Origin of the sequence: Geothrix alkalitolerans, from assembly GCF_022808885.1 — a bacterium.
Lineage (GTDB): Bacteria > Acidobacteriota > Holophagae > Holophagales > Holophagaceae > Geothrix > Geothrix alkalitolerans.
Genome location: NZ_JAKZLE010000007.1, coordinates 199,710 through 221,158, shown reverse-complemented (window position 1 = coordinate 221,158; position 21,449 = coordinate 199,710). Strand labels below are relative to the sequence as shown.

Sequence of the window (21,449 nt, the reverse complement as noted above, 5' to 3'; positions counted from 1 at the left end):
GAGTGCTACCTCCATCTTGTCGGACCTGCAGGGCGAAAGGTAACCCTTGGCCGGATCAGAGCGCCGAGCGCAGGGCCGCGAAGGCCTCGGGCAGGCCGGCCGGGTTGGATCCGCCGCCCTGGGCCAGGTCCTTCTTCCCGCCGCCCCGGCCGTTCAGGGCCGGCAGCATGGTCTTGAAGAGGGCGCCCGCGTCGTACGGCAGGTCCGGGGACACGGAGACCAGGGCGGCCACCTTGTCCTCGGCGGTCCGTGAGGCCAGGACGATGACCGCGCTGGGGTGGCGCGTACGGACCTGGTCCATGAACTCGCGCAGGGCGTTGCCTTCGAGCCCTTCCACCGCGGCCGTAACCAGGGTGGCGCCCTTCACCTGCTCGGCCTGCTCGGCGCTGCCGCCGCCGCTGGCGGCCTTGAGCTTGGCCTCCTTGAGGTCGCGCTCCAGCTGGGTGATGCGCTGATCCTTGACCGTGAGCAGCTCCGGCAGGACCTCGCGGGCCGCGTTCGCCTGGCGGGAGAGCCCGTGGATCATGGCTTCGTCGGCCTGCAGCAGCTCCAGGGCCAGCTCGCCGGCCACGGCCTCGATGCGGCGCACACCGGCGCTGACGGCGCCTTCCGAGAGGATCTTCACCACACCGATCTCGCCGGTGTTCCCCACGTGGGTGCCGCCGCAGAGTTCGGTGGAGAAGCCGGGGACCTGCACCACGCGGACCACGTCCCCGTACTTCTCGCCGAAGAGGGCCATGGCCCCGGAGGCGAGCGCCGCGTCGATGTCCATCTCCTGGATGGTGGTGGGCAGGGCCTTCAGGGCTTCGCGAGTGGCCAGCCGCTCGATCTCGGCGATCTGCTCGGCGTCCAGGGGGGCGAAGTGGGTGAAGTCGAAGCGCAGGCGATGCTCGTCCACCACGCTGCCGGCCTGCTTCACATGGGTGCCGAGCACCTCCCGCAGGGCGGCATGCAGCAGGTGGGTGGCTGTGTGGTGGGCCCGGACCCGGCGGCGGCGGATGGGGTGCACGTGGGCGATGACGGCCATGTTCTCCAGCAGGGTGCCGGTCACCTCGACCTTGTGGAGGTGGCGCTTCTGGGCGGGGGCCGTGCAGTCCAGCACCTCGGCGAGCCCGCCCTCGAAGCGGAGCTGGCCCGTGTCGCCCACCTGCCCGCCGGACTGGGCGTAGAAGGGGGTGTGGTCCAGCAGCACGGAGCCGGCGCCCGTGAGCTGTTTCACGCGCCGGTTGGCGGCGTCGAAGAGCGCCACCACATGGGCCTGGCCCTCCAGGTGCTCGTAGCCCGTGAACGTGGTGGGCGGCAGGTCGGCCAGCGCGGCCAGGTCGCCGGCCAGGCGCAGGTCGTGGGACTTCATGGCGGCCCGGGCCCGGTGGCGCTGGGCGCTCAGCTCCTGCTGGAAGCCGTCGAGATCGGCGCGGATGCCCCGCTCCCGGCACCAGTCCTCCACCAGGTCCACGGGGAAGCCGTAGGTGTCGTAGAGGCGGAAGATGTCGGAGCCCGCCAGGGCGCCGTCCGCGATGGCGCTGGATTCCAGGATCTTCAGGCCGGTGGAGAGGGTCTGGCTGAACTGCCGCTCCTCATGGCGCAGGGACTTCTGGATGCGCGGCAGCTCGCCCAGCAGCTCGGGGTACTGGTCACCCATGGCCTGGGCCACGGCGGGCGCCAGGTCCGCGAAGAAGAGCCCCTCGATGCCCAGCTTGCGGCCGAAACGGAGGGCCCGGCGCACGATCTTGCGCAGCACGTAGCCGCGGCCCTCGTTGCTGGGCACCACGCCGTCGTAGCACATGAAGGTGGCGGCGCGGATGTGGTCGGCGATGACCTGGGAGGCGGTTCGGTTCGCATGCTCCCGACGCCCGTCGGCCTTGACCTTCGCCACCTTCCAGATGGCCTCGAAGATGGGCTCGAAGAGGTCGATCTCGTAGTTGGTGTCCACGCCCTGGAGGATGCTGGCGGTGCGCTCCAGGCCCATGCCCGTGTCGATGCTGGGCCGGGGAAGCGGGGCGAGCACCCCCTTGGCGTCGCGCTCGTACTGCATGAAGACCAGGTTCCAGATCTCCATGACCCGGTCGCCCTCGCCGTTGGGCGTGGCATCGCCGGGAATATGGGCGCCGCGGTCGTAGTGCATCTCCGAGCAGGGACCGCAGGGGCCGGTGTCGCCCATCTGCCAGAAGTTGTCCTTCTTGCCGAAGCGCATGATGCGGTCGGGGGGCACGCCCGCGGCCTTCCAGAGCTCCTCCGCCTCCGTGTCCGCGGGCACGCCGTCGGCGCCCTCGAAGACGGTGATCCAGAGCTTCGAGGGATCCAGGCCCAGGTTGCCCTTCTCCACGGGGCCCGTCACGAACTCCCAGGCGTAGCGGATGGCGTCGGCCTTGAAGTAGTCTCCGAAGCTGAAGTTGCCCAGCATCTCGAAGAAGGTGTGGTGGCGGGCCGTGAAGCCCACCTGGTCCAGGTCGTTGTGCTTGCCGCCGGCCCGCAGGCACTTCTGGCTGGTGGTGGCACGGGTGTAGTCCCGCTTCTCCTTGCCCAGGAACACGTCCTTGAACTGGATCATGCCCGAGTTCGTCCACATCACCGTGGGATCGTCCGCCGGCCCGATGACCGCGCTGGAGGCCACCCGACGGTGCCCCTGGCGCTCGAAGTACTGCAGGAATCGCTGGCGGAGCTCGGAGGTTTTCATAGGTGATCCAAGATATCGGACGATCGGAAAGAAAAAGCGCGGAACGGGCTTTGCCCGTGTCGCGCGTGGGGGCTCCGGGGGTGTGCGCGCCGCGCGGAACCCCCGGACAACATCAATGCCGGAAGTGTCTCATGCCCGTGAAGAAGAGCCACACGCCGAGCTTCTGGGCGGCGGCGATGACTTCGTTGTCGCGGAGGCTGCCGCCGGGCTCCACGAAGGCGGTGACGCCGTGGCTGGCCGCCAGCTCGAGGCCGTCGGCGAAGGGGAAGAAGGCGTCGCTGCCAAGCACGGATCCGCGGGACTTGGTGCCGGCCTTGCGGCAGGCGATCTCCACGGAATCCACGCGGCTCATCTGGCCCGCGCCGATGCCCACCGTGGCACCGTCCTTCACCAGCACGATGGCGTTGGACTTCACGGCCTTGGCCACGCGCTGGGCCAGCATGAGGTCCTCGGCCCGGGGTTTGGTGCCGGACCCGCTGGCCTTGACCTCCCAGTCCTCGAAGGGCACGAAGCCGTCGTCCGCGTGCTGGACCAGGTAGCCGCCGCCGATCGAGCGGGTGTCCAGACCCTCGGCGGCCTGGGGCCAGTGGTCAGGGGTCTGCAGGATGCGGAGCTGCTTCTTGGCCGCGAAGACCTCCAGGGCCTCGCCGGTGAAGGCCGGCGCGAGGATCACCTCCCAGAAGGTCTGGGCCATGACGCGCGCCACCTCGACGCCCACGGGACGGTTGAAGGCCACGATACCGCCGAAGGCGCTGACGGGGTCGCCGGCCTGGGCGCGCATGAAGGCTTCCAGCGCATGGGGCCCCTGACCCACGCCGCAGGGGTTGTTGTGCTTGACGATGACGCAGGCTGGGGCCGGGAACTGCCAGACCAGCTTGGCGCAGGCGTCGGCGTCCAGCAGGTTGTTGAAGCTGAGCTCCTTGCCCTGGTGCTGGTGGCAGGCGGCCATGCCCTCCACCTTGCGGCCGGGCTCCACGTAGAAGGCCGCGGGTTGGTGCGGGTTCTCGCCGTAGCGCAGGCCCTGCTTCTGCACCAGGTTCAGGCAGAGGTGGTGGGGAAGCTCGGAGGGCTTGCCGTGGGCCAGCTCCCGCTCCATCCAGCCGGCGATGGCGGCATCGTAGGCGGCCGTGCGGCGGAAGGCCTCCAGGGCGCAGCGGCGGCGGTCCTCCAGCCCCCAGGCGCCGCCCTTGAGCTTCTCGAGGAACGGCTCGTACTGGTCGGGGCTGGTGAGCACGGTGACGGAGGCGTGGTTTTTGGAGGCGCTGCGGATCATGCTGGGGCCGCCGATGTCGATCTGCTCGATGGCCTCGGCCGGAGTGACGCCCTCGCGCGCAATGGTGGCCTCGAAGGGGTAGAGGTTGATCACCACCAGATCGATGGGATCGATGCCCTGGGCCTTGGCGTCCGCCACGTGCTCGGGCAAGTCCCGGCGGTAGAGCAGGCCCCCGTGAATGCGGGGGTGCAGGGTCTTCACCCGGCCGTCGAAGCACTCCGGGGCGCCGGTGTAGGCGGCCACCTCCTGGGCCTCCAGCTTGGCCTCCTGCAGGGCGCGGAGGGTCCCTCCGGTGGCCAGGATGCGCCAGCCCTGCGCCAACAGTCCCTTGGCCAGGGGCAGCAGCCCCGTCTTGTCGTACACCGAGATCAATGCCGTAGGCATGTCCGCCCCCTGAACCCTTGATTTTTTCATGCCGTGGCCCCATCCGGAAGGGCTGGATGTCCCCGGTGGCCTTGAGGTCCTGCCCCACCGGCTTCCAGGGCGCCGGCAGCAGGCGTCCGTCCCGAATGTGACTCCCGCCACAGGGGGCCGCCGCCGGCCGGATCTGGCGGATTTCCTGGACTTTCGGGCACCCGGAAGGACCTGGGCCGCCGGAAGGGGCTGGGGCGTCCACCTTTACCTCCAGCGCCCCAAGCCCCATCCTGGAAGGCCTGGAGTGGGCCCATGCCGACGATCAAGATCAACGACGTTGAACTGAGCGTGAACCCCGGCACCCTGGTGCTGGATGCCTGCCGCACCGTGGGCATCGACATCCCCCACTACTGCTACCACCCGGCGCTCACGCCCGTGGCCACCTGCCGCATGTGCCTGGTGGAGATCAAGGGCCAGCCCAAGCTCGCCACGAGCTGCACCACCACCGTGCCGCCCGCGCCCAAGGACAACCCCGAGGCCGTGGTGATGGAGGTGTTCACCAACACGCCCGCCGTGGCCGATGCCCGGGCCGGCGTGATGGAATTCCTGCTGATGAACCACCCGTTGGACTGCCCCATCTGCGACCAGGCGGGCGAGTGCAAGCTCCAGGACTACTCGTACCACTACGGCAGCGGCGACTCCCGCATGGCCGAGGTGAAGCGGCGCTACCGCTACGAGGACCTGGGCGCCAAGATCGTCATCGACAAGAACCGCTGCATCCACTGCACCCGCTGCGTGCGCTTCACCAAGGAGATCAGCGGCGGCTACGAGCTCACGGTGGCCCAGCGCGGCTCCCGCCTGGAAGTCACCACCTACACGGGCAAGTCCCTTGACCAGAATCCGTATGCGGGCAACGTGGTGGACCTCTGCCCTGTGGGCGCCCTCACGAGCCGCGACTTCCGCTTCCGCAAGCGCGTCTGGTACCTCAAGAACACGCCCTCCATCAGCCGCCACTCGGCGCTGGGCAGCCCCATCTGGATCGACCACGAAGGCAACCAGATCCACCGCTTCCGGCCCCGGCCCCTGGAGGGCAAGGAGACCACGCACTTCATCAGTGACGCGGAGCGCTACGCCTACGTGCACTACAACCGGCAGGACGGGGCTCCCGCGCCCCTGCTGAAGGGCGCGCCGGCCTCGCTCGACGCCATCCGCGAGGCCTTCCAGGCCGCGGGTCCCGTCGCGGTCATCGGCCAGGGCACCTTCGGCTGCGACACCGCCCAGCGCCTGGGCGATCTGGCAGCCTCCGAAGGCCTGCGCTACGGCAGCGGCGACAAGACCATTCCCGCCGTGCTGCCCAAGTACCAGACCAGCGAGGACGGCATCCTGAACCGCCGGGGCTTCACGGAGCGCGGCTACCGCTTCGGCGCGCTGGAAGAGCTGCAGGCCAAGGTCCAGAAGGGCGAGGTCAAGGCTGTCGTCCTCCTGCACGACGCTGCTTTCACCAGCGCCAAGGAGGCCGAGCTGCTGGGCCAGATCCTCAAGGCCGCGGCCTTCAGCCTGGCCTTCGAGGTGGAGGCCTCGGACCTGGGCCGCATGGCCACGGCCTGGCTGCCCATCACCAGCTACGCCGAAGAGAGCGATTTCATCGTCAACCACGAGGGCGAGCTCCGCCGCTACCAGAAGGCCCTGCAGGCGCCCAAGGGCGTCCGCACCCTGCCCGCCTGGGTGAAGGAGCTGGCCGCCGTTCCCGCCGCCGTCTAGCGGAGAAAAGGAGGAACCATGTTCCTCCATGACGCGCTGACCAGGGGCCTCGTCCGCTACCTCACGGCGGAGCTGCCCAGTTACCAGCGGCGGGTGCCCAACGATGTGGAGCGGCTCCGGGCCGGGCTTCGCCCCGGCGACGTGGTGCTGGTGGAGGGCAAGTCCCGCATCAGCCGCATGATCATGAGCCTCAGCCAGAGTTCATGGAGCCACGCCGCCATGTACATCGGCGATGCCCTGCTGCGCCGGGGCGGTCCCCATGCCGAGTCGGCGCTGGATCGCTTCGGGGCCGAGGCTGCCCACCTGGTCCTGGAGAGCGACATGGCCGAAGGGGTGCGGGTGTTCCCCGTAGCCTGGTATGCGGACCACAACCTGAGGGTCTGCCGCCCCCAGGGGCTCTCGCCCGGGGACCTGGAGCAGGTGGTAGCCGAGATGCTCCGGCACCTGGGCCTGCGCTACGACCGGCGCAACATCTTCGACCTGGGACGCTACCTCACCCCCGTCCACCTGCTGCCGGCCCGCTGGCGGCGGCGCCCCCTGTACCTGGGCAGCTCCAGCAGCCGCGAAGTGATCTGCTCCGCCCTCATCGCCAAGGCCTTCTACCGGGTGGGCTTCCCCGTGCAACCCCTGGTCGGCGACGCGTCCGCCTCCCATTCGCACCAGGTGATCGCGCGGCACCCGAGCTACATCATGCCCCGGGATTTCGACCTGAGCGCCAACTTCGAGGTGCTGAAGGTCAACCTGGCCCCACCCGAAAAAGCGGGCGCCTGGGGGCGCCCGCTTGCCGAAAATTGAAGCCTAATCCTGAGGACTGAGGCCTACTTCCGCACCTTGGCATCCTCGATGAGGACCACGTAGGAATAGCCAGAGCCGAAGTCCTTGTCGGTGCGCACCACGCCGGTGACGGTGACCGTGTCGCCCTTGGCGGCCGGGTCATTGCTGGTGACGGTGATGTCGTTGCTGCCGGCCTTCGCGTCACCGCTGCCATCCTGCAGGTGCAGCCAGTTCTTGCCCATGATGCCGGCGTTGTACTTCACGACCTTGCCCCGCACGGTGACGGTCTTCCCCTTGAGGGCGCTCTTCTGGGCCCAGACTTCGGCGACGGTGCGGGCATCCGCCCCCGAGGCCTTCTCGACCTTGCCCACCTCCACGGCCGCCGCCTGGCCAGCAGAGGCATGTGGGTCGCCAGCGGGAGCCCCAGCCGGGCCGCTGCCGGCCAGGGTGCCGAAATAGATCTGGGCGAAGGTCCGCTTCAGCGTCTTGGATTCGAAGTCCCGCATGATCATGGCCCCGGTCACCGTGACCTCGGCACCCTTATCGACCTTGGTCTCCGGCACGGCGGCCCAGACTTCGCCCTGGGCGGTCTGGATGCGCAGGTAGGAGTAGGGCGAGGCGGCGATGCGCTCCAGGAGCTTTCCGGTGACGGACAGGCCCGCGGAAGGCGCGGCGGCCGGTGCGGCACCGGGCGCGGCGGTCTGGCCCTGGATGGGGGCGGCGACCACGGGAGCCTGGGACTTGTTGGAATTGCAGCCGATGATGGCCGCGGTGATGAGCAGGACGGGGAGGGCGCTGCGCATGGATGGGACTCCTTGTAGGAACCGGGAAGAGGCCACGGGACCTTGAAGCTTACGGTCAAACACCTATGACCGTCGACAAAGGCTCCGCAGAGGTGGCTTGCCCCAGGTCCCTGGGGCCGGAGGCCCGGATCGGGTCGTCCCAGAAGGGATAGAAGCAGTACCACTGGCTGGGATGCTCGCGGATCAACTGTTCCAGGGTGGAGACATAGGTTCGCATTCCCGCTTCGATGGCGGCCTGACGCTCACCCCTGCGGCCCAGGACCCGGATGGGCTCGCCGAACCGGGCATGGAAGCGCCGTGCCTCGTCCGTGTAGAAGAAGGAGGTCACGATGGGCGCCCCGGTCATGGCCGCCAGCTCCCAGGGGCCGCGGGGGAAGGGCGCCTCCCGGCCGAAGAAGGGGATGGGCAGTCCGTTCAGGCTGAAGTCCCGGTCGCCCTGCATGCCCACCAGGGAGCCTTCCCGCAGCAGCCTGACCAGGGGCAGGGTCGAGAAGCCGATGCCATCCACGGGGACGCCCACCACGCCGCCCTGGGCGCGCATCTGCTCCCGCAACCGCTCCACCGCCTCGAAGCGGTCGGGCTTGTAGACCGTGTGGATCTTCAGGTTCCGGGCCCGCAGCAGCAGCCCGCCCAGCTCGTAGTTCCCCGCGTGGGCCGTGAGGAGGATGACACCCCGCCCTTCGGCCATGGCCGCGTCCAGGTGCTCCAGACCCTCCAGGGAGGTGAACTGGGCCAGGGCCTCCTCCGGGGCGCGCTGGCCGTAGTAGAAGAAGTCCACCCAGGCGCGGGCATGCTGGCGCACCATGTCCCGGGCGATCCGGTCCACCTCCGGGTGGGTGGGGCGCAGCCCCAGCATCTGGGCTGCGTTGCCCAGGATGGCCTCCAGGTACTTGGGGCGCAGCGTCAGGAAGGCGTGGGCGATCTGGTCGGCGATCTCGTGGCCCCGCTCGCGCCGGGCAAAGGAGCGGGCCGCGAAGTGGAACAGGGGGAACAGCGAGCCGAAGACCGCCCCGTAGACGAGGCCCAGGAGCCTGGAGTCGGACTGCATCCGGTCCTGCATCCCCGGCCTCCTAGCGCCACACGTTCTGGTTGGGGTTGCGGTCTTCCATCTCCAGCCACAGGCGCTGGAGGCTCTGGAGGCGCTCGGGGTACTCGAGGTCGAGGCGGTCCAGCGTCGCGTCGTCCTCGGCGTCGAAGGCGCAGGGATCCTCCAGCACCTCGGCGGGGAACTCGGGGAAGACCTCCGCGAGCAGGGCCCGGTCGAAGCCGCGCACGCTCAAGGTGCGGATGCCCGGGGTGTCCACCAGGGTGCCCCCCTCCAGGGCCAGCCAGCGGGCGGCCGTGGTGGTCTGCTTGCCGGTGCCGAACTTCGTGAGGCCGCCGATCTTCAGGGCCGCCTGCGGGTGCAGGGCGTTCACGAGGGTGCTCTTGCCCACGCCGCTGTGGCCCAGCAGCACCACCACCTTGCCCTGCAGGAGGTCGCGCAGGGACTCCAGGCCTTCGCCCCTGAGGGCGGACGTCTCATGAATGGAGACCCGCTGGCCGCGCAGCGGATCCAACTCGGGCAGGGTGTCCTTCTTCGAGGCCCGGTCCCGCTTGGTGACGATGACGCGGAAGGCGAGCCCCGCGTCCAGGGCCAGCACCTGGGCCCGCTCCAGGAGGCCGGGGCGCAGGGGCGGATCCACCACCGCCGCGCAGATCCAGAGCTCGTCGGCATTGGCGCAGATGAGCTGCCAGGGCTCGCGATCGTCGATGCCGCCCCGCTTGAGCAGGCTCTTGCGAGGCATCACCGCCACCACCTGGGCTTCGGGGGAGCCCCCGTCGCCTCGGACGGATGGGGAGGCGGGGGCCCTGGGGTCATCGAGCTCGACGGGGACGGCCGAGTAGCGGACGCGGTCGCCGCAGACCAGGCGCACGCCCTTGAGCTTGCCGCTCAGGGTGGCCCGCATCACCGTGCGATCCGCCAGCTCCAGGTCCACCCATTGGCTGTGGCGCTGGATGAGCGTGGCCTCGGGCAGATGCATCCAGGGCGCGGGATCCGGAAGGCGCAGCAGGGCCTCGGGGTCGTGCGCCTCGATGCCGGTCTCCAGGCGCTCCGCGTGGCGCTGGCGCCGCTTGCTGTCCGCCGCCCGCTCGCGGGAATAGGCCTCCCGGTGGTCCAGATCCTGGGCCTCGCGGCTCTGGCCGAGGCGGAACTTGCGGGTCATGCCCTGCCTGCGAACTCGCCGGTCTCGGTGCTCACCTTCACCTTCTCGCCCTCCTTGATGAAGAGGGGCACCTTGATCTCGATGCCGGTCTCCAGCTTGGCGGGCTTGGTGACGTTGCCACTGGCCGTGTCGCCGCGGGCGCCGGGCTCCGTGTAGGTGACGGACAATTCCACCTGGCCGGGCATCTGCAGGCCGATGGGGTTGCCGTTGAACTTCTGGATCTGGACGATGAGGCCTTCGGTGAGGTAGTCGAGGGCGTCGCCCATGAGGGAGGCGCCCAGGGTGTGGGTCTCGTAGGTCTCCTGGTCCATGAAGTGGGAGCCCTCCCCGTCGCTGTAGAGGTAGCTGGCGGGCGTGAGGACCAGATCCGGTTCCTTGAACTTGTCCCCGGCCTTGAAGGTCTTGTCGAAGACGGCTCGGGTGAGGAGGTTTCGCATCTTGATGCGCACCAGCGTCTGGCCGCCCCGGGCCGTGGGGGTCGAAATTTCCACATCCAGGCAATGGTAGGGCGTGTCTTCGAGTTCGAAGAACATCTTGCGCTTGATTTCGATGGCTTCGAGAAGGGCGGCCATGGGCACTCCGGATTGTCGAATCCTCCATTCTAGCCCGGCTTCGGAGAGGGGTCTCGTGGTTAGAATTTCAGTTCCATGGCAGATCCAAGAACCATCGGCAGGTACCAGGTCCTGCGGCCCCTCGGACAGGGCGGCATGGGGACTGTGTATCTGGCGGAGGATCCGCTGCTCAAGCGGCGCGTGGCCATCAAGGTGGTGCGGGTCGCGGGCGCCGCGCGGCACCAGGCCACCCTGCGCTTCCGGCGCGAGGCGGAGATCAGCGCCCAGCTGAACCATCCGAACCTGGTGACGGTCTTCGATGTCGGCGTGGAGGAGGACCTGGGGCCCTTCCTCGCCATGGAGTACGTGGAAGGGAAGAGCCTCGGCCGCCACATCAAGGACAGGGACCTGGACACGGAAACCAGCGCCCGCGTCCTGATCCAGACCGCCCGCGCCCTGCGGGCCGCCCATCGCCGCGCCATCGTGCACCGCGACGTGAAGCCGGACAACATCCTGCTGAGCGAAGAGGGCCGGGCCAAGCTCATGGACTTCGGCATCGCGCGCACCCTGGGCCACCTGGGTCCGGGTTCCGACCAGTCCCTGGACATGCCCCTCATGGAGGGGGATGGCGCCGCGCTGGCCCAGACGCTGGCGCTCCGGTTGACCTCCTCCGGCGACTTCCTGGGCTCCCCGGCCTACGCGCCTCCGGAAGTGCTCCGGGGCAGCGAGGGCACGCCGGCCTCGGACCGCTACAGCTTCGCCGCCACGGCCTTCGAGCTCCTCACCGGCAAGCTGCCGCACCCGGGGGGCGGCCTCGCCGAGATCATCCTCCACATCCTCCAGGAGCCCGTGTCCATCCCGGCGGACGTGTCTCCCCGCATGGCCGCCGTGTTCCGGCGGGCTCTGGCGGCGGATCCGGACGACCGCTACACCACGCTGCCCGAGTTCATGGAAGAGCTGATCGACGCCCTGCCCGGCCCCGTCAGCATGCGGGCCCGCCTGTTCACGTTCCTTGGGCAGGATGAGGACGGCACCGGAAGCGTCTCCACGGCGCGGTTCCGGCAGGTCGAGCCCACACCGGCTGTGGAGTCCGGATCCCACGAGTCCCGCGCCCGGGGCACGGCGCCCCTCAAGATCGCCCTGGCCGAGGACCCGGTGGAATCCTACCTCTCCACCCGGAAGCGCGCCGGCCGCCAGGCCGGTTCCGAAGGTCCGGGCACCAACTGGGGCCAGGTCCTGAAGTGGATCGTCCTGGCCTTCATCGTCCTCCAGCTCTTCTGGTGGCTGGCGCCTGCCCTGTCGCGGCTCCAGTTCTGAGAGGACGGCCCCGGACGGCGTCAGGAACAGCTCCGGGCGGCCTCAGGAGAAGGCCCGCATCAGCAGGAAGAGCGATCCGTTCCAGCAGGCATGGACGAGGATGGCGGGCCAGAGGCTGCCGGCGCGCCGCACGGCCAGGGCGAGCACCAGGCCCAGGGTGCTGAGGATGGGCAGGCCCGCGGGCTGGAGGTGGATGGCCCCGAAGAGCAGGGCCGAGGCGACCAGGGCGAGGGTGACGCGGCCCCCCCGCGCCAGTACGGGAAACAGGAACCCGCGGAAGAGGAACTCCTCGAAAACGGGGGCCACGCCCGCCACCACGAGGAACATGACCAGGGTGGGGCCCCAGCCCGTCAGACCCCGGAGCAGCTCCTGCAGGTCCCGCTGGGGGTTCTGCTCCGGCTTCAGCACCACGCTCGTGGCCATGGCCACCGCCAGCACCAGGAACACGGCCAGGGCGAGGAAGGCCACGGCCCAGGCCAGGTCGCGGCGGGTCGGACTCGGCCCCATCCGTCGCCACAGTCCGGAGAAGGAGAGGCCTTCCGCCCAGCCCAGCAACCGCAGGCCCACCCCCGCATGAAGGAGGGTGCCCAGGGGCACGACCGCCCAGCGCAGGGAGGGCCAGGGCGCGAGGAGCAGCCCTGCCAGGTTGCCCGCCGCGAAGAAGGCCATGAACCAGCCCAGGAAGACCAAGGCCGCCGCCCGTCCCGACAGGCCCCAGGCGGGCAGGGGCCGGGCAGGCGGCTGCCGGCGCGTGGCCCAGAGGTAGATGCCCACCGCGAGGCCCCCCGCGGCGAGGGTCGTCACCAGCAGCCCGAGGCCCCCCAGGGCCGCGAGGCGGGTGATCAGCAGGCCGCGGGCCTGGGCGCGCAGGAGGTCGCCGGCGCCTGGTCCCCCTTCCCGGTCCCGGAGCCGGGCCTCCAGCAGGCGGGCCGTGTAGCCGTTCCCCAGCCGCCGCTGGACCTCCGCGCGCGTGGCGGCGTCCGGGACGGGGGCGCCTTCGTAGGCGGCCTCGAAGGTCCGCCGGAAGCGCGTTCCCGCGGCGCCGGCGGGGAGGCTGGTCTGGACGAGCTCCCTCGCCCCGACGGGGTCGCCCAGTTCCGCCATGAGCACCGCGAGCAGGGACCGGTCCCACGGATCCGTCAGTCCGCCTCGCGCCTTGGCCCATTCCTGGGGCGGGATGGGGGTGCCCCGCAGCAGGTGGGATCCGGCCAGGCCGGCTTCGAGAATCTGCCCCTGGAGGGTGGTCCGGCCCGAGGGGCGGTGATTCCCCTCCTGGCGGACGCGAAGGGTGAGACCCGCGGCCATCAGGGCGAGGAGGGCCAGGAAGGCGATGAGGGGATCGGCCCAGCGGCGGTCCGGGTGCCAGGGGCTTGGAGGGGTGGAATCCATGGCTCCCAGGCTACGCGAAGGGCGGCCGGCCGGTGCGGCGGAACCGTCGGGCCGCCACCCCCAGGTAGACCCGGTTCAGCAGGCGGGGGAGGCCGGGGATCGCCAGCAGCAGTGCGGCCCAGCGCCAGCCCGGCAGGCGCCGGGCGATGGGCCGAAGGAGGTCCGCCCCCGCCCAGACCTGGCGGGTGCCCAGGTCGAGGCCGTGGATCTCCGCCTCCAGGGGGCGCCCGGCCAGCTCGGGTCCCAGGGCCAGCAAGTCCGGATCGCGCAGGGAGGCGATGTGCAGGAGCCCCCGGCGGTCCCGCCGGGCCAGCCAGAGGGCCATGCGGCAGCAGAGGGTGCAGGCCGGGTCGTAGGCGAGGAGCAGGGGCGCGGGCATCGGGACGCATCATGCCACGGTTGGCGGTAAGGTTGAGGGTCCGGAGGCTTCATGCCCTTCTCCCATCCCATCGAGGTGCGATTCAGCGACCTGGACGCCATGGGCCACGTGAACAACGCGGTGGTGGTGAGCTTCATGGAGCAGGGGCGCTTCCAGTGGTGGCGCAGCTTCCTGGGCGGCCGGGCCTTCACGGACGAAGGCTTCCTCATCGCGCGCATCGAGGTGGACTACCGCATGCCGATCCTCCTGGGCGACGACGTCCGGGTGGAACTCCACTGCGCCCGGGTGGGCAACAGCTCCTTCGACCTGGGCTACCGCCTCACCAAGGGCCTGGGCGGCCCGGTGTTCGCCGAGGGGAAAAGCGTGCAGGTGATGCTGGACTTCGCCACCAACCGGCCCAAGCCGCTCTCGGGCACCACCCGTGCCTGGCTCGAAGCCCAGGTCTGATCCGCGGATGCTGCTCGGCACCGCCGCCTGGGCCGAGGGGCCCCTGGAACGCCGGACGCTCGTGGGCCGGCTGGCGTCGGGCCGCCTGGCGGACCTGAACCGCATCGAGGCCATGCGCCTCCGCAAGCTGGGGGAAGGTGATCCGGAGCGGCTGGCCGAGGCCCTGATGCCCGGAAGCCTCCGGCGCCTGCTGGAAGGCGGAGCCCGAGCCCTGGCCCGGGCCAAGCAGACCCTGGCCTACGCCGAGAAGTGGGACCGCCGCGGCACCCTGCCGGAGTCCCTGGCTCCACTTCCGGAATCCGTGAACCTGCTGCCCTGCCTGCCCCGGCCCGCGGCGCTGCACCGGGCCGACGGGACCGCCCTCGACCGCTTCCAGGTGAGGGGGCCCGGGGCGGAGCTGATGGAACTTCCCCGTCCCGGTCTGGCGGTCCTGGGCCTGGCGGGCGGGGGCGCCGCGGGGTTTTGCCTGGCCCTGGAGGATGGGGGAAGCGTCCTGCTGGGAGCCTGGATGGTGGACGCCTGGCCGGAGGGAAGCCTCGAGCTGCGGGCGGGGGCCGCCCGCCGCAGCACGCCCCTCGGGGCCTGGGAGGGCCTGGAGCTGCCGACCCTTCGCCCGGGCGAGGCTCTGCTGCTGCCGGTGCCGAAGCTCAAGCCCCTGCAGGAGCTGCTGCCGGGAGCCGAGGTCCTGGTGGGCACGGCTTTCGAAACGCTGATCCTTCGGGCCGGCCCGGAGGGCATCCACCCCACCGTGCACTGAGCCCTCAGGGCACGGTCCGGATCACCGGCGGATGCTGGGCGAGGGCGACGCGGATCAGGGGGTCCAGCTGGGCTTTGAGGGTCTCGGAGGGGAGGATGGTGCCCGCCGCCTGCTTGGTCATGACCAGGCCAGCGAAGGTTCCGTCGGCGGCCACCCAGGGGGCCCAGCCGAAGGTGCCGGTGCTCGAGTAGCGGATCACGGGCGACCCCGGGGCCGGCGGCGTGCCACCGGCGGTCTCCAGCCAGTTGCCGAGGGCATAGTGGTAGGTCCACCCGGCCGCATCCTGGTAGGGGCTGTAGGCGAGGGTGGTGGCGGGGCCGTAGCCGTCGGTCCGCTGGTCCGAGACCAGGGAGGGCGACAGGAAGACTGCCGAGCCATCCCGCCCGCCGCGCAGCTGCATCATCAGGAAGCGCATGTACTCCAGGCCGGTGCACCGCAGGCCCCCGGCAGGGTTGGGATTGGGACCGCCGCCGCTGTAGATGCTGTCGGGGGACCAGCCCATGGGGTCATGCAGCTGCTCTGCGAAGATCTGGGCCCAGGGCTTGCCTGTGGCCACCTCCGCCATGCGGGCGGCAATGCGCATGTGGGTGCTGCCGTAGTAGAAGTAGCTGCCCGGCGCCGAGGCGGTGGCGGCGAAGTCGCTGTAGATCTGGTCCACGGCCGCCCGGAGGCTGATCAGCACGTTCTCCGAGGCGGCGTCGTCCCCGCTGATGCCCGAGGTGAAGCTGAGCAGGTGGCGCAGGGTGATCTGGCCCATGTTTCCGGCCCAGGGGGCGCCGCCGGGGTCCGCGAGCAGTTCACTGGTCTTCGTGTCGAGGCCGTGGGGGAAGGCCCCCGCGGCCACCAGACGGAGGATCACGGTGCTGGTGACCCACTTGGAGCCGGAAGCCACCAACACGGAATCCTGGTTCGTGAAGCCGCCGAAGGACCGGGAGTACACCACGCCGTCTGGCGTGGCCACCTCCACGCACAGTCCGCCCGGAAACTGGGGCTGGGCAGCCTGGACGGCGGCCGTCACCGCGGCCCAGGGGTCGGCGGCGGGCGGTGGGGTGGAGGTGGATCCTCCGCCCCCGCAGGCCAGGAGCAGGGCCAGTCCCAGGATCGACCATCCGTGCCGCATCGTGCCTCCCCATCCAGCCTACCGACCCCGGGATGGGAACCGCGGTTGAATTGGTCCGGAATGGGTGTCACGACAAACCCATCGGCGCTATCCTGCGGGCCGCTGGCCGAGGAGCGACCATGTCCACGAACACCGTCCATCTCCACCGCGTGCTCCGTGCCGGTCCCGACAAGGTCTACCGCGCCTTCCTGGACCCGGACGCCTTGGTGAAGTGGCTCCCGCCCCACGGGTTCACGGGGAAGGTCCACCACCTGGAGGCAAGGGTCGGCGGCACCTACCGGATGTCCTTCACGAACTTCGGGACGGGGCAGAGCCACAGCTTCGGAGGCGAGTATCTCGAGCTGGTGCCAGGCGCACGCATCCGGCACACGGACACCTTCGACGATCCGAACCTGCCCGGGACCATGGAAACGGCCATCTCCCTGAAGGCCGTGTCCGTCGGCACGGAGGTGGACATCGTGCAGGCGGGCATCCCGGCGGTGATTCCGCCTGAGGCCTGCTACCTGGGCTGGCAGGAGTCCTTGGCGCTCCTGGCCCAGCTGGTGGAGGCGGAGATCCCTGACGGAGCCTAGCCCCGCATCATCTCCGCGATAAGGAAGGCCATCTCCAGGCTCTGGGTGCCGTTCAGGCGCGGGTCGCAGCCGGTCTCGTAGGCCTTGGCCAGGTCCGCCTCGGAGAGGCCCTCGCTGCCGCCAGTGCACTCGGTGACGGCCTCGCCCGTGAGCTCGATGTGGACGCCGCCCAGGTGGGAGCCGTGGGCCCGGTGGAGCTCGAAGGCCTGGCGCAGCTCCGAGAGGATGGCGCCGAAGTCGCGGGTCTTGAGGCCCTGGGCGCTCTCGGCGCCATTGCCGTGCATGGGGTCGCAGCTCCAGAGCACCGGGTGGTCCGTGGCCCGCACGGCCTTCAGGAGCGGTGGCAGGGCCGCCTGGATCTTCGCGGCGCCGAAGCGGGAGATGAGGGTGACCCGACCCGGTTCCCGGTCGGGGTCGAGGCGGTCCAGCAGGGCCGCCAGGTGCTCGGGCGTGGCGCTGGGGCCCACCTTCACGCCGATGGGGTTGCGGATCCCGCGCAGGTACTCCACGTGGGCGCCGTCCAGCTGGCGGGTGCGCTCGCCCACCCAGAGGGTATGCGCCCCCAGGTTGTAGTAGGCGGAGCTCTCGCCCACCCAGCGGGTGAGGGCCTCCTCATAGGGCAGGAGCAGGGCCTCGTGGCTGGTGTAGAAGTCGATGCGCTCCAGGGCCTCCCGCTGCACGCCGCCCAGGGCCTCCAGGAAGTCCAGGGATTCGCGCACCTGGTCCAGGGTGCGCCGGTACTCGGGCACCCGGCCCGCCTCGCCCGGCAGCTCCCAGCGCTCGGGGTGGTGCAGGTCCGCGTATCCGCCGGCCGCCAGGGACCGCAGGTGGTTGAGGGTGGCGGAGGCGTGGAAGTAGGCCTCCAGCATGCGGCCGGGATCCGGGCGGCGGGCCGCCTCGTCCGCTTCCAGGCCGTTCACGAGATCGCCGCGGTAGCTGGGCAGCTCGCGACCCCGGACCATCTCCGTGGGCCTGCTGCGGGGCTTGGCGAACTGGCCGGCGATGCGGCCCACCCGCACCACGGGCTTCCGCCCGCCGTGGGTGAGGGCCACGGACATCTGGAGCAGCACCCGCAGCTTGCCCGCGATGGATTCCGCCGTGCAGTCCTTGAACTGCTCCGCGCAGTCGCCGCCCTGGAGGAGGAAGCGCCGGCCCGCGGCGGCCTCGGCCAGCAGGCCCCGGAGGCGGTCCACCTCCTGGGGCACCACCAGGGGGGGCATGCGGCGGAGCCGCGCCAGGACGCCCTCCAGCTCGGAGGGATCGTCGTAGGCCGGCTGCTGCGCGGCGGGGAAGCGCTGCCAGCTGTGGGGGTTCCAGGGCGCCATCGGACCTCGGGGACGAAGGTCCAGTCTACCCGTTCGACGCGGCCCCGCCGGCCTCCGGTTCCACGGGGGTGATCCACCGGTAGCCTTCGCCGCCGACCGTGGTGATCCAGGGCGAACCGAGCTCCTCTCCGAGCTTGCGGCGCAGGTTGGCGATGTGGACGTCCACCGTGCGGGCGCTGGGGCGGGCGTCCGGCTCCCAGGCCAGCTGCAGCAGCTCCTTGCGGCTGTGGGTCCGGCCCGCGTGGGTGATGAGGATCTCCAGCAGGCGGAACTCGCGGGGAGTCAGCTCCAGGGGCCTGCCTTCCCGCCGGGCCTCCAGGCGCGGGAGGTTGAAGCGGAAGGGGCCGGACCGCAGCAAGGTCGGCCGATCCACGGGGCGGGTCCGGCGCAGGATCGCCTTCACCCGGGCGACGAGCTCCAGCACGGAGAAGGGCTTCACCAGGTAGTCATCGGCCCCCAGGCTCAGGCCCTTCACCCGGTCCGCCTCCTCGCCCCGGGCTGTGAGGAGGAGCACGGGCACGTGGTCCCGCCGGTCCCGGAGGGTTCGGAGGACCTCGAACCCGTCCAATTGGGGCAGCATCAGGTCCAGCACGATGAGGTCCGCCGCCCGGGCCGTGTGGGCCGCCAGGGCGGGCACACCATCCTCCACGGCCTCCACGGAGTAGCCTTCGAAGCTCAGGTTGTTGACGAGGAGTTGGCAGAGGGAGGGCTCATCCTCCACCACGAGGATGTGGATCACGGCATCTCGCTCAAGGATCGTGCTTCATCCACGATGCGAGCATTGCCTTGGAAAGGCAAGTCGGATTGGCTGCAATTTCCTAGTACGGATATTCCATCAGTACCGGCTGTCCGCGGGCTTCCCGCCCCGGGGCCAGTCGTTCACCTTCCCGGGGAAATCCGGCCGGGGCTGATGGGTGAAGTAGGCGGACACATCCCAGGCCTCCTGGGCGGTGAGGGGCTCCGTTCCGCCGAGTCCGCTCATGTTGGCCTTCACGAAGGCCGCGGCCTTGCTGGTGCGGGCCATGCCGGCCCCGAGGTTGAAGGACCGGGGACCCCAGAGCGGCGGAATATCCGCGGAGCCCTGGCCGTCCTCCCCGTGGCAGACCACGCAGGCCCGGGCGTAGATCGCCTTGCCGCGTTCCGGATCCGCGGGTGCGAGGGCCTGCAGGGGGGGATTCCCCCGACCCACCACCTCGGCCCCCACGGGGACGTCCCTGGACAGCCACCAGACATAGGCGAGCAGGCCGCGCATCTCCTCGCTGTTGGTCGGCAGGGGCTTGCCGTTCATGGAGCGCAGGAAGCAGCCATTGATGCGGTCCTCCATGGTTCCCACGCGCCCGGCCCGGGGCAGGTAGGTGGGGAAAACGGCCCAGAGGCCCACCATGGGCGCGGCGTGGGGCGCCTTCCCGGCGTCCAGGTGGCAGCTGCTGCAGCTGAGGGCATTCCCGGAATAGGCCGGCGCGTACTTGGGGGTGTTCGTGAAGATCTTCTGGCCCAGGCGGATCGCCTCGCCGACGGGTCCCGGGGGGATGGTCCCCTCCTGGGGCGCCTTCAAGGGCACCTGGACGGGCTTCGGCGGCTCGGCGGCCACCATGCCCAGGCTGAGAACCACGAGGCCCATCCATGAACGCGTCATGACTTCCCCCATCAGGGCGGGTGCCGCCCGCCTGATGGTAGGCCCCGGGAGGAACCGTGCCCCGTGATCCTGGTCATCTCTGAAGGTGCCAGGCGGGTGGAAACCGAGTGGAGGCGGGACCGGCCGTTCAGGCGACCGGCACCTCCAGAAGGGCCGAGAGGCCCTCGCCGGGAGCCGACGTGAAGGAGAGGCCCCAGCCTTCCTGCTCCGCCACCTGCACCAGGAGGCTCAGGCCGAGCCCCTGCCCCTCCCGCATGAACCCCTCCTTCCCCTTGGAGCGCAGGCGCTGGAAGGGCTTGCCCAGGGCCTTGAGCTGGTGGGGTTCCAGCCCGTCCCCCTCGTCGGTGACCCGGAGGCAGAGGCGCCGCCGGGTCCGCCAGGATTCCAGGGTGACCCGTCCGCGCCCGTGGGTCAGGGCGTTCTCCACCAGGGTGAGCAGGGCCGAGCGCAGGGAGGGCAGCGGGGCCCGCCCCGAGGCCTCCGCCAGCTGGATCTCCAGGGGCCGGTTTTCGACCTCGAATCCCGGGCGCAGGTCCTCCACCACCTCACGGATCCAGGCGGGGGTGGCCAGGCCGTGGGGACCGGAGGCGCCCCCGCCGCGGATGACCCGCAGGCCGGTCTCGATGATGGTGGTGAGGTGATCCACCTCCTCGCCGATCTTGAGCAGCTCCTCGTCGGCCCGCTCGGGGCTGAGGCGGCCCAGGCGCAGGGAGTCGCAGCGGAACTTGAGGATGGCCAGGGGCGTCTTGAGGCTGTGGGTCATGGAGGCCATGCGGTCTGCGTCCAGCTCGGCCTTGCGCCGGGTCCTATGCCGCAGCCACAGGCCCAGCAGCATGGCCAGCCCCACGGAGAGGGCCACGCCGGAGACCAGGCGCCGCTGGGACTTGAGGGTCCGACGAAAAGCCGCCTGGTCGTCGTCGAAGGCCACGCCGCCCAGGGACCAGCCCTCTCCGAAGGCGTTGGTCTTGGTGATGGAGCCCAGGGGCAGGACGATGAGCCGCTGGGGATCGGCCTGGAGGTTGGGCTGGGCCCCCCAGGGCTGGGGCTTCAGATCCTTCCGCGTGGCGTCAGACTCCCGGAGGAGCCCCATGCGCAGGGCCCGGCGCGGGGCCAGGGCGATGCCCAGCTCGCGCTCCACGTCCGGGGACCCGGGCCGCCAACGCTTGATCACCAGCCAGCGGTCTGAGAGCAGGACCACCGTGGCCACCTTCCCGAAGTCGGGATCCTGCTCCCGCGGCGGGTTCCACTCGAAGCGCTGGGCCATCTCGGCGTGGGTCATCCATCCCAGGTACTGCTGGGTCTGGGCGGGGTCCCGGGCGGGGACCAGGTGGTCGCCCTCGCGGACCCAGAGGTGGCGGCCCTCGAAGCGATCCAGCAGGGCCACCACCAGGGGCTGGTCGGCGAGAAACTGGCTGACATCCTCCTCATCGCCCCGCTGGATGCTGTGGAGGATCGGCAGGCTCTTCCAGTGCCGCTCCACCGCCTCGAAGTCCACCCAGTGGGCTTCCATGTAGGCCTGCTGGGCGTTGCCGATCTGATCCATCAGGTAGTACCGGGGGGCGAAATACAGCACCCCCGCCGTCAACAGGCCCGCCAGGACCAGGAGGACGATGCCGCTCTGCTGCTGGAGGCGCTGCCACCGGGAGGTTCCGAAGCCGGGATGGAGGACGCGGAAGCGGGAGGTGCGATGGCGTGGCATGGGGGCTCGGCGGGAAGGGGGGTGACAGCCAGCTTAGCGGCCGCCGGCCACTTCCGGGTGCCTAAGAGTGCCTAACAAATCCCCGACGGGGCCGCGAGAAAGCCAGGTGGGATGCACCGCAAGGAGGGGCCCGCAGGGCAATGCGGGACATCGTCCAAGGGCCCTGACGCCGCGGGGCGCCCACCTGGCTTTCTCCCTCCGGGCGAGGGCCGGCGGGGAGGCTCCACCTCCGCGAGGAACGAGCGGGAGGGCCCTGCGGGGCAGGGCCCACCAGGTGGAGGGCGATGCCGCTACGCCCTCCGTCTGACGGCACGCCTTGCGTACCTCCCACTCGCCTACGGCTCGTGGAGCCGGAGCCTCCCTCGTGTTCCTCGCCTCGCTCGCCCGGCGACCCTCGCGCGGCCTCGT

At 70.5% G+C, this 21,449-nt stretch carries 19 protein-coding genes; 6 read left to right on the top strand and 13 right to left on the bottom strand.

The annotated features are described in order from the left end of the window. Positions 1 to 55: 55 nt before the first annotated feature. Positions 56 to 2,677 (bottom strand): alanine--tRNA ligase, encoded by a 2,622-nt coding sequence (gene alaS, locus MLJ35_RS14280; RefSeq protein ID WP_243384880.1) that lies wholly within the window; start codon positions 2,675 to 2,677, stop codon positions 56 to 58. 112 nt (positions 2,678 to 2,789) lie between these two features. Next, the gene (purH, locus tag MLJ35_RS14275; RefSeq protein WP_243384879.1) at positions 2,790 to 4,334 is read right to left on the bottom strand and encodes a bifunctional phosphoribosylaminoimidazolecarboxamide formyltransferase/IMP cyclohydrolase; all 1,545 of its coding nucleotides are present in this window, start codon (positions 4,332 to 4,334) and stop codon (positions 2,790 to 2,792) included. Between the two features lie 282 nt (positions 4,335 to 4,616). Here purH and MLJ35_RS14270 point away from each other — a divergent pair, with 282 nt between their 5' ends. Together MLJ35_RS14270 and MLJ35_RS14265 are read left to right on the top strand one after the other, a co-directional pair. Next, positions 4,617 to 6,065 carry an NADH-quinone oxidoreductase subunit G gene (locus MLJ35_RS14270; protein ID WP_243384878.1) on the top strand — a complete coding sequence of 483 codons (1,449 nt, stop codon included), beginning with the start codon at positions 4,617 to 4,619 and terminating at the stop codon, positions 6,063 to 6,065. 18 nt (positions 6,066 to 6,083) lie between these two features. After that, a complete protein-coding gene (locus tag MLJ35_RS14265) occupies positions 6,084 to 6,860 on the top strand; it encodes a YiiX/YebB-like N1pC/P60 family cysteine hydrolase (RefSeq protein ID WP_243323739.1) in 777 nt (258 codons plus the stop codon). Positions 6,861 to 6,883: 23 nt separating this feature from the next. Here MLJ35_RS14265 and MLJ35_RS14260 read toward each other — a convergent pair whose 3' ends face one another. The 4 genes from MLJ35_RS14260 to efp are packed head-to-tail and all read right to left on the bottom strand — an operon-like array spanning position 6,884 to position 10,421. Then, the gene (locus MLJ35_RS14260; protein WP_243384877.1) at positions 6,884 to 7,642 is read right to left on the bottom strand and encodes a hypothetical protein; all 759 of its coding nucleotides are present in this window, start codon (positions 7,640 to 7,642) and stop codon (positions 6,884 to 6,886) included. Positions 7,643 to 7,697: 55 nt separating this feature from the next. Beyond that, on the bottom strand, positions 7,698 to 8,702 hold the full coding sequence (locus MLJ35_RS14255) for a lysophospholipid acyltransferase family protein (RefSeq protein WP_243384876.1): 1,005 nt from the start codon (positions 8,700 to 8,702) through the stop codon (positions 7,698 to 7,700). A 10-nt stretch (positions 8,703 to 8,712) separates the two neighbouring features. Continuing rightward, complete coding sequence (gene rsgA / locus MLJ35_RS14250; RefSeq protein WP_243323745.1) at positions 8,713 to 9,849, bottom strand: ribosome small subunit-dependent GTPase A; 1,137 nt, start codon at positions 9,847 to 9,849, stop codon at positions 8,713 to 8,715. Continuing rightward, positions 9,846 to 10,421: an elongation factor P gene (efp, locus tag MLJ35_RS14245; RefSeq protein ID WP_243323751.1), complete on the bottom strand. Its 576-nt coding sequence runs from the start codon at positions 10,419 to 10,421 to the stop codon at positions 9,846 to 9,848. The genes rsgA and efp overlap by 4 nt, the downstream gene beginning before the upstream one ends. A 75-nt stretch (positions 10,422 to 10,496) precedes the next feature. Between efp and MLJ35_RS14240 the strand changes: the two genes are divergently transcribed. Continuing rightward, positions 10,497 to 11,717: a serine/threonine-protein kinase gene (locus MLJ35_RS14240; protein WP_243384875.1), complete on the top strand. Its 1,221-nt coding sequence runs from the start codon at positions 10,497 to 10,499 to the stop codon at positions 11,715 to 11,717. A gap of 42 nt (positions 11,718 to 11,759) precedes the next feature. Here the strand turns inward: MLJ35_RS14240 and MLJ35_RS14235 are convergent, their stop codons facing one another. Both MLJ35_RS14235 and MLJ35_RS14230 read right to left on the bottom strand, forming a co-directional pair. Next, positions 11,760 to 13,106: a type II CAAX endopeptidase family protein gene (locus MLJ35_RS14235; RefSeq protein ID WP_243384874.1), complete on the bottom strand. Its 1,347-nt coding sequence runs from the start codon at positions 13,104 to 13,106 to the stop codon at positions 11,760 to 11,762. A 10-nt stretch (positions 13,107 to 13,116) separates the two neighbouring features. Next, positions 13,117 to 13,485 (bottom strand): thiol-disulfide oxidoreductase DCC family protein, encoded by a 369-nt coding sequence (locus tag MLJ35_RS14230; RefSeq protein ID WP_243384873.1) that lies wholly within the window; start codon positions 13,483 to 13,485, stop codon positions 13,117 to 13,119. A 51-nt stretch (positions 13,486 to 13,536) separates the two neighbouring features. Here MLJ35_RS14230 and MLJ35_RS14225 point away from each other — a divergent pair, with 51 nt between their 5' ends. Both MLJ35_RS14225 and MLJ35_RS16050 read left to right on the top strand, forming a co-directional pair. Next, the gene (locus tag MLJ35_RS14225; RefSeq protein WP_243323760.1) at positions 13,537 to 13,932 is read left to right on the top strand and encodes an acyl-CoA thioesterase; all 396 of its coding nucleotides are present in this window, start codon (positions 13,537 to 13,539) and stop codon (positions 13,930 to 13,932) included. A 7-nt stretch (positions 13,933 to 13,939) separates the two neighbouring features. Next, positions 13,940 to 14,689, top strand: a complete 750-nt coding sequence (locus MLJ35_RS16050) for a hypothetical protein (RefSeq protein ID WP_275976559.1) — start codon at positions 13,940 to 13,942, stop codon at positions 14,687 to 14,689. A 4-nt stretch (positions 14,690 to 14,693) separates the two neighbouring features. Here the strand turns inward: MLJ35_RS16050 and MLJ35_RS14215 are convergent, their stop codons facing one another. Beyond that, entirely contained in the window at positions 14,694 to 15,809 is a 1,116-nt protein-coding gene (locus MLJ35_RS14215) for a serine hydrolase domain-containing protein (protein ID WP_243384872.1), read from the bottom strand. Between the two features lie 119 nt (positions 15,810 to 15,928). On the opposite strand from MLJ35_RS14215, the gene MLJ35_RS14210 reads away from it, so the two are divergent. Further along, positions 15,929 to 16,381: an SRPBCC family protein gene (locus MLJ35_RS14210; protein WP_243384871.1), complete on the top strand. Its 453-nt coding sequence runs from the start codon at positions 15,929 to 15,931 to the stop codon at positions 16,379 to 16,381. On the opposite strand, the gene MLJ35_RS14205 is transcribed toward MLJ35_RS14210, so the two are convergent. The 4 genes from MLJ35_RS14205 to MLJ35_RS14190 form a co-directional block, all read right to left on the bottom strand. Then, positions 16,378 to 17,706 (bottom strand): class II 3-deoxy-7-phosphoheptulonate synthase, encoded by a 1,329-nt coding sequence (locus tag MLJ35_RS14205; protein WP_243384870.1) that lies wholly within the window; start codon positions 17,704 to 17,706, stop codon positions 16,378 to 16,380. The two genes, MLJ35_RS14210 and MLJ35_RS14205, sit on opposite strands and share 4 nt — an antisense overlap. 25 nt (positions 17,707 to 17,731) lie before the next feature. After that, a complete protein-coding gene (locus MLJ35_RS16170) occupies positions 17,732 to 18,445 on the bottom strand; it encodes a response regulator transcription factor (RefSeq protein WP_243384869.1) in 714 nt (237 codons plus the stop codon). 96 nt (positions 18,446 to 18,541) lie between these two features. Next, a complete protein-coding gene (locus MLJ35_RS14195) occupies positions 18,542 to 19,342 on the bottom strand; it encodes a c-type cytochrome (protein WP_243384868.1) in 801 nt (266 codons plus the stop codon). Between the two features lie 127 nt (positions 19,343 to 19,469). Continuing rightward, the gene (locus MLJ35_RS14190) at positions 19,470 to 21,041 is read right to left on the bottom strand and encodes a sensor histidine kinase (protein ID WP_243384867.1); all 1,572 of its coding nucleotides are present in this window, start codon (positions 21,039 to 21,041) and stop codon (positions 19,470 to 19,472) included. Between the last annotated feature and the right edge of the window lie 408 nt (positions 21,042 to 21,449).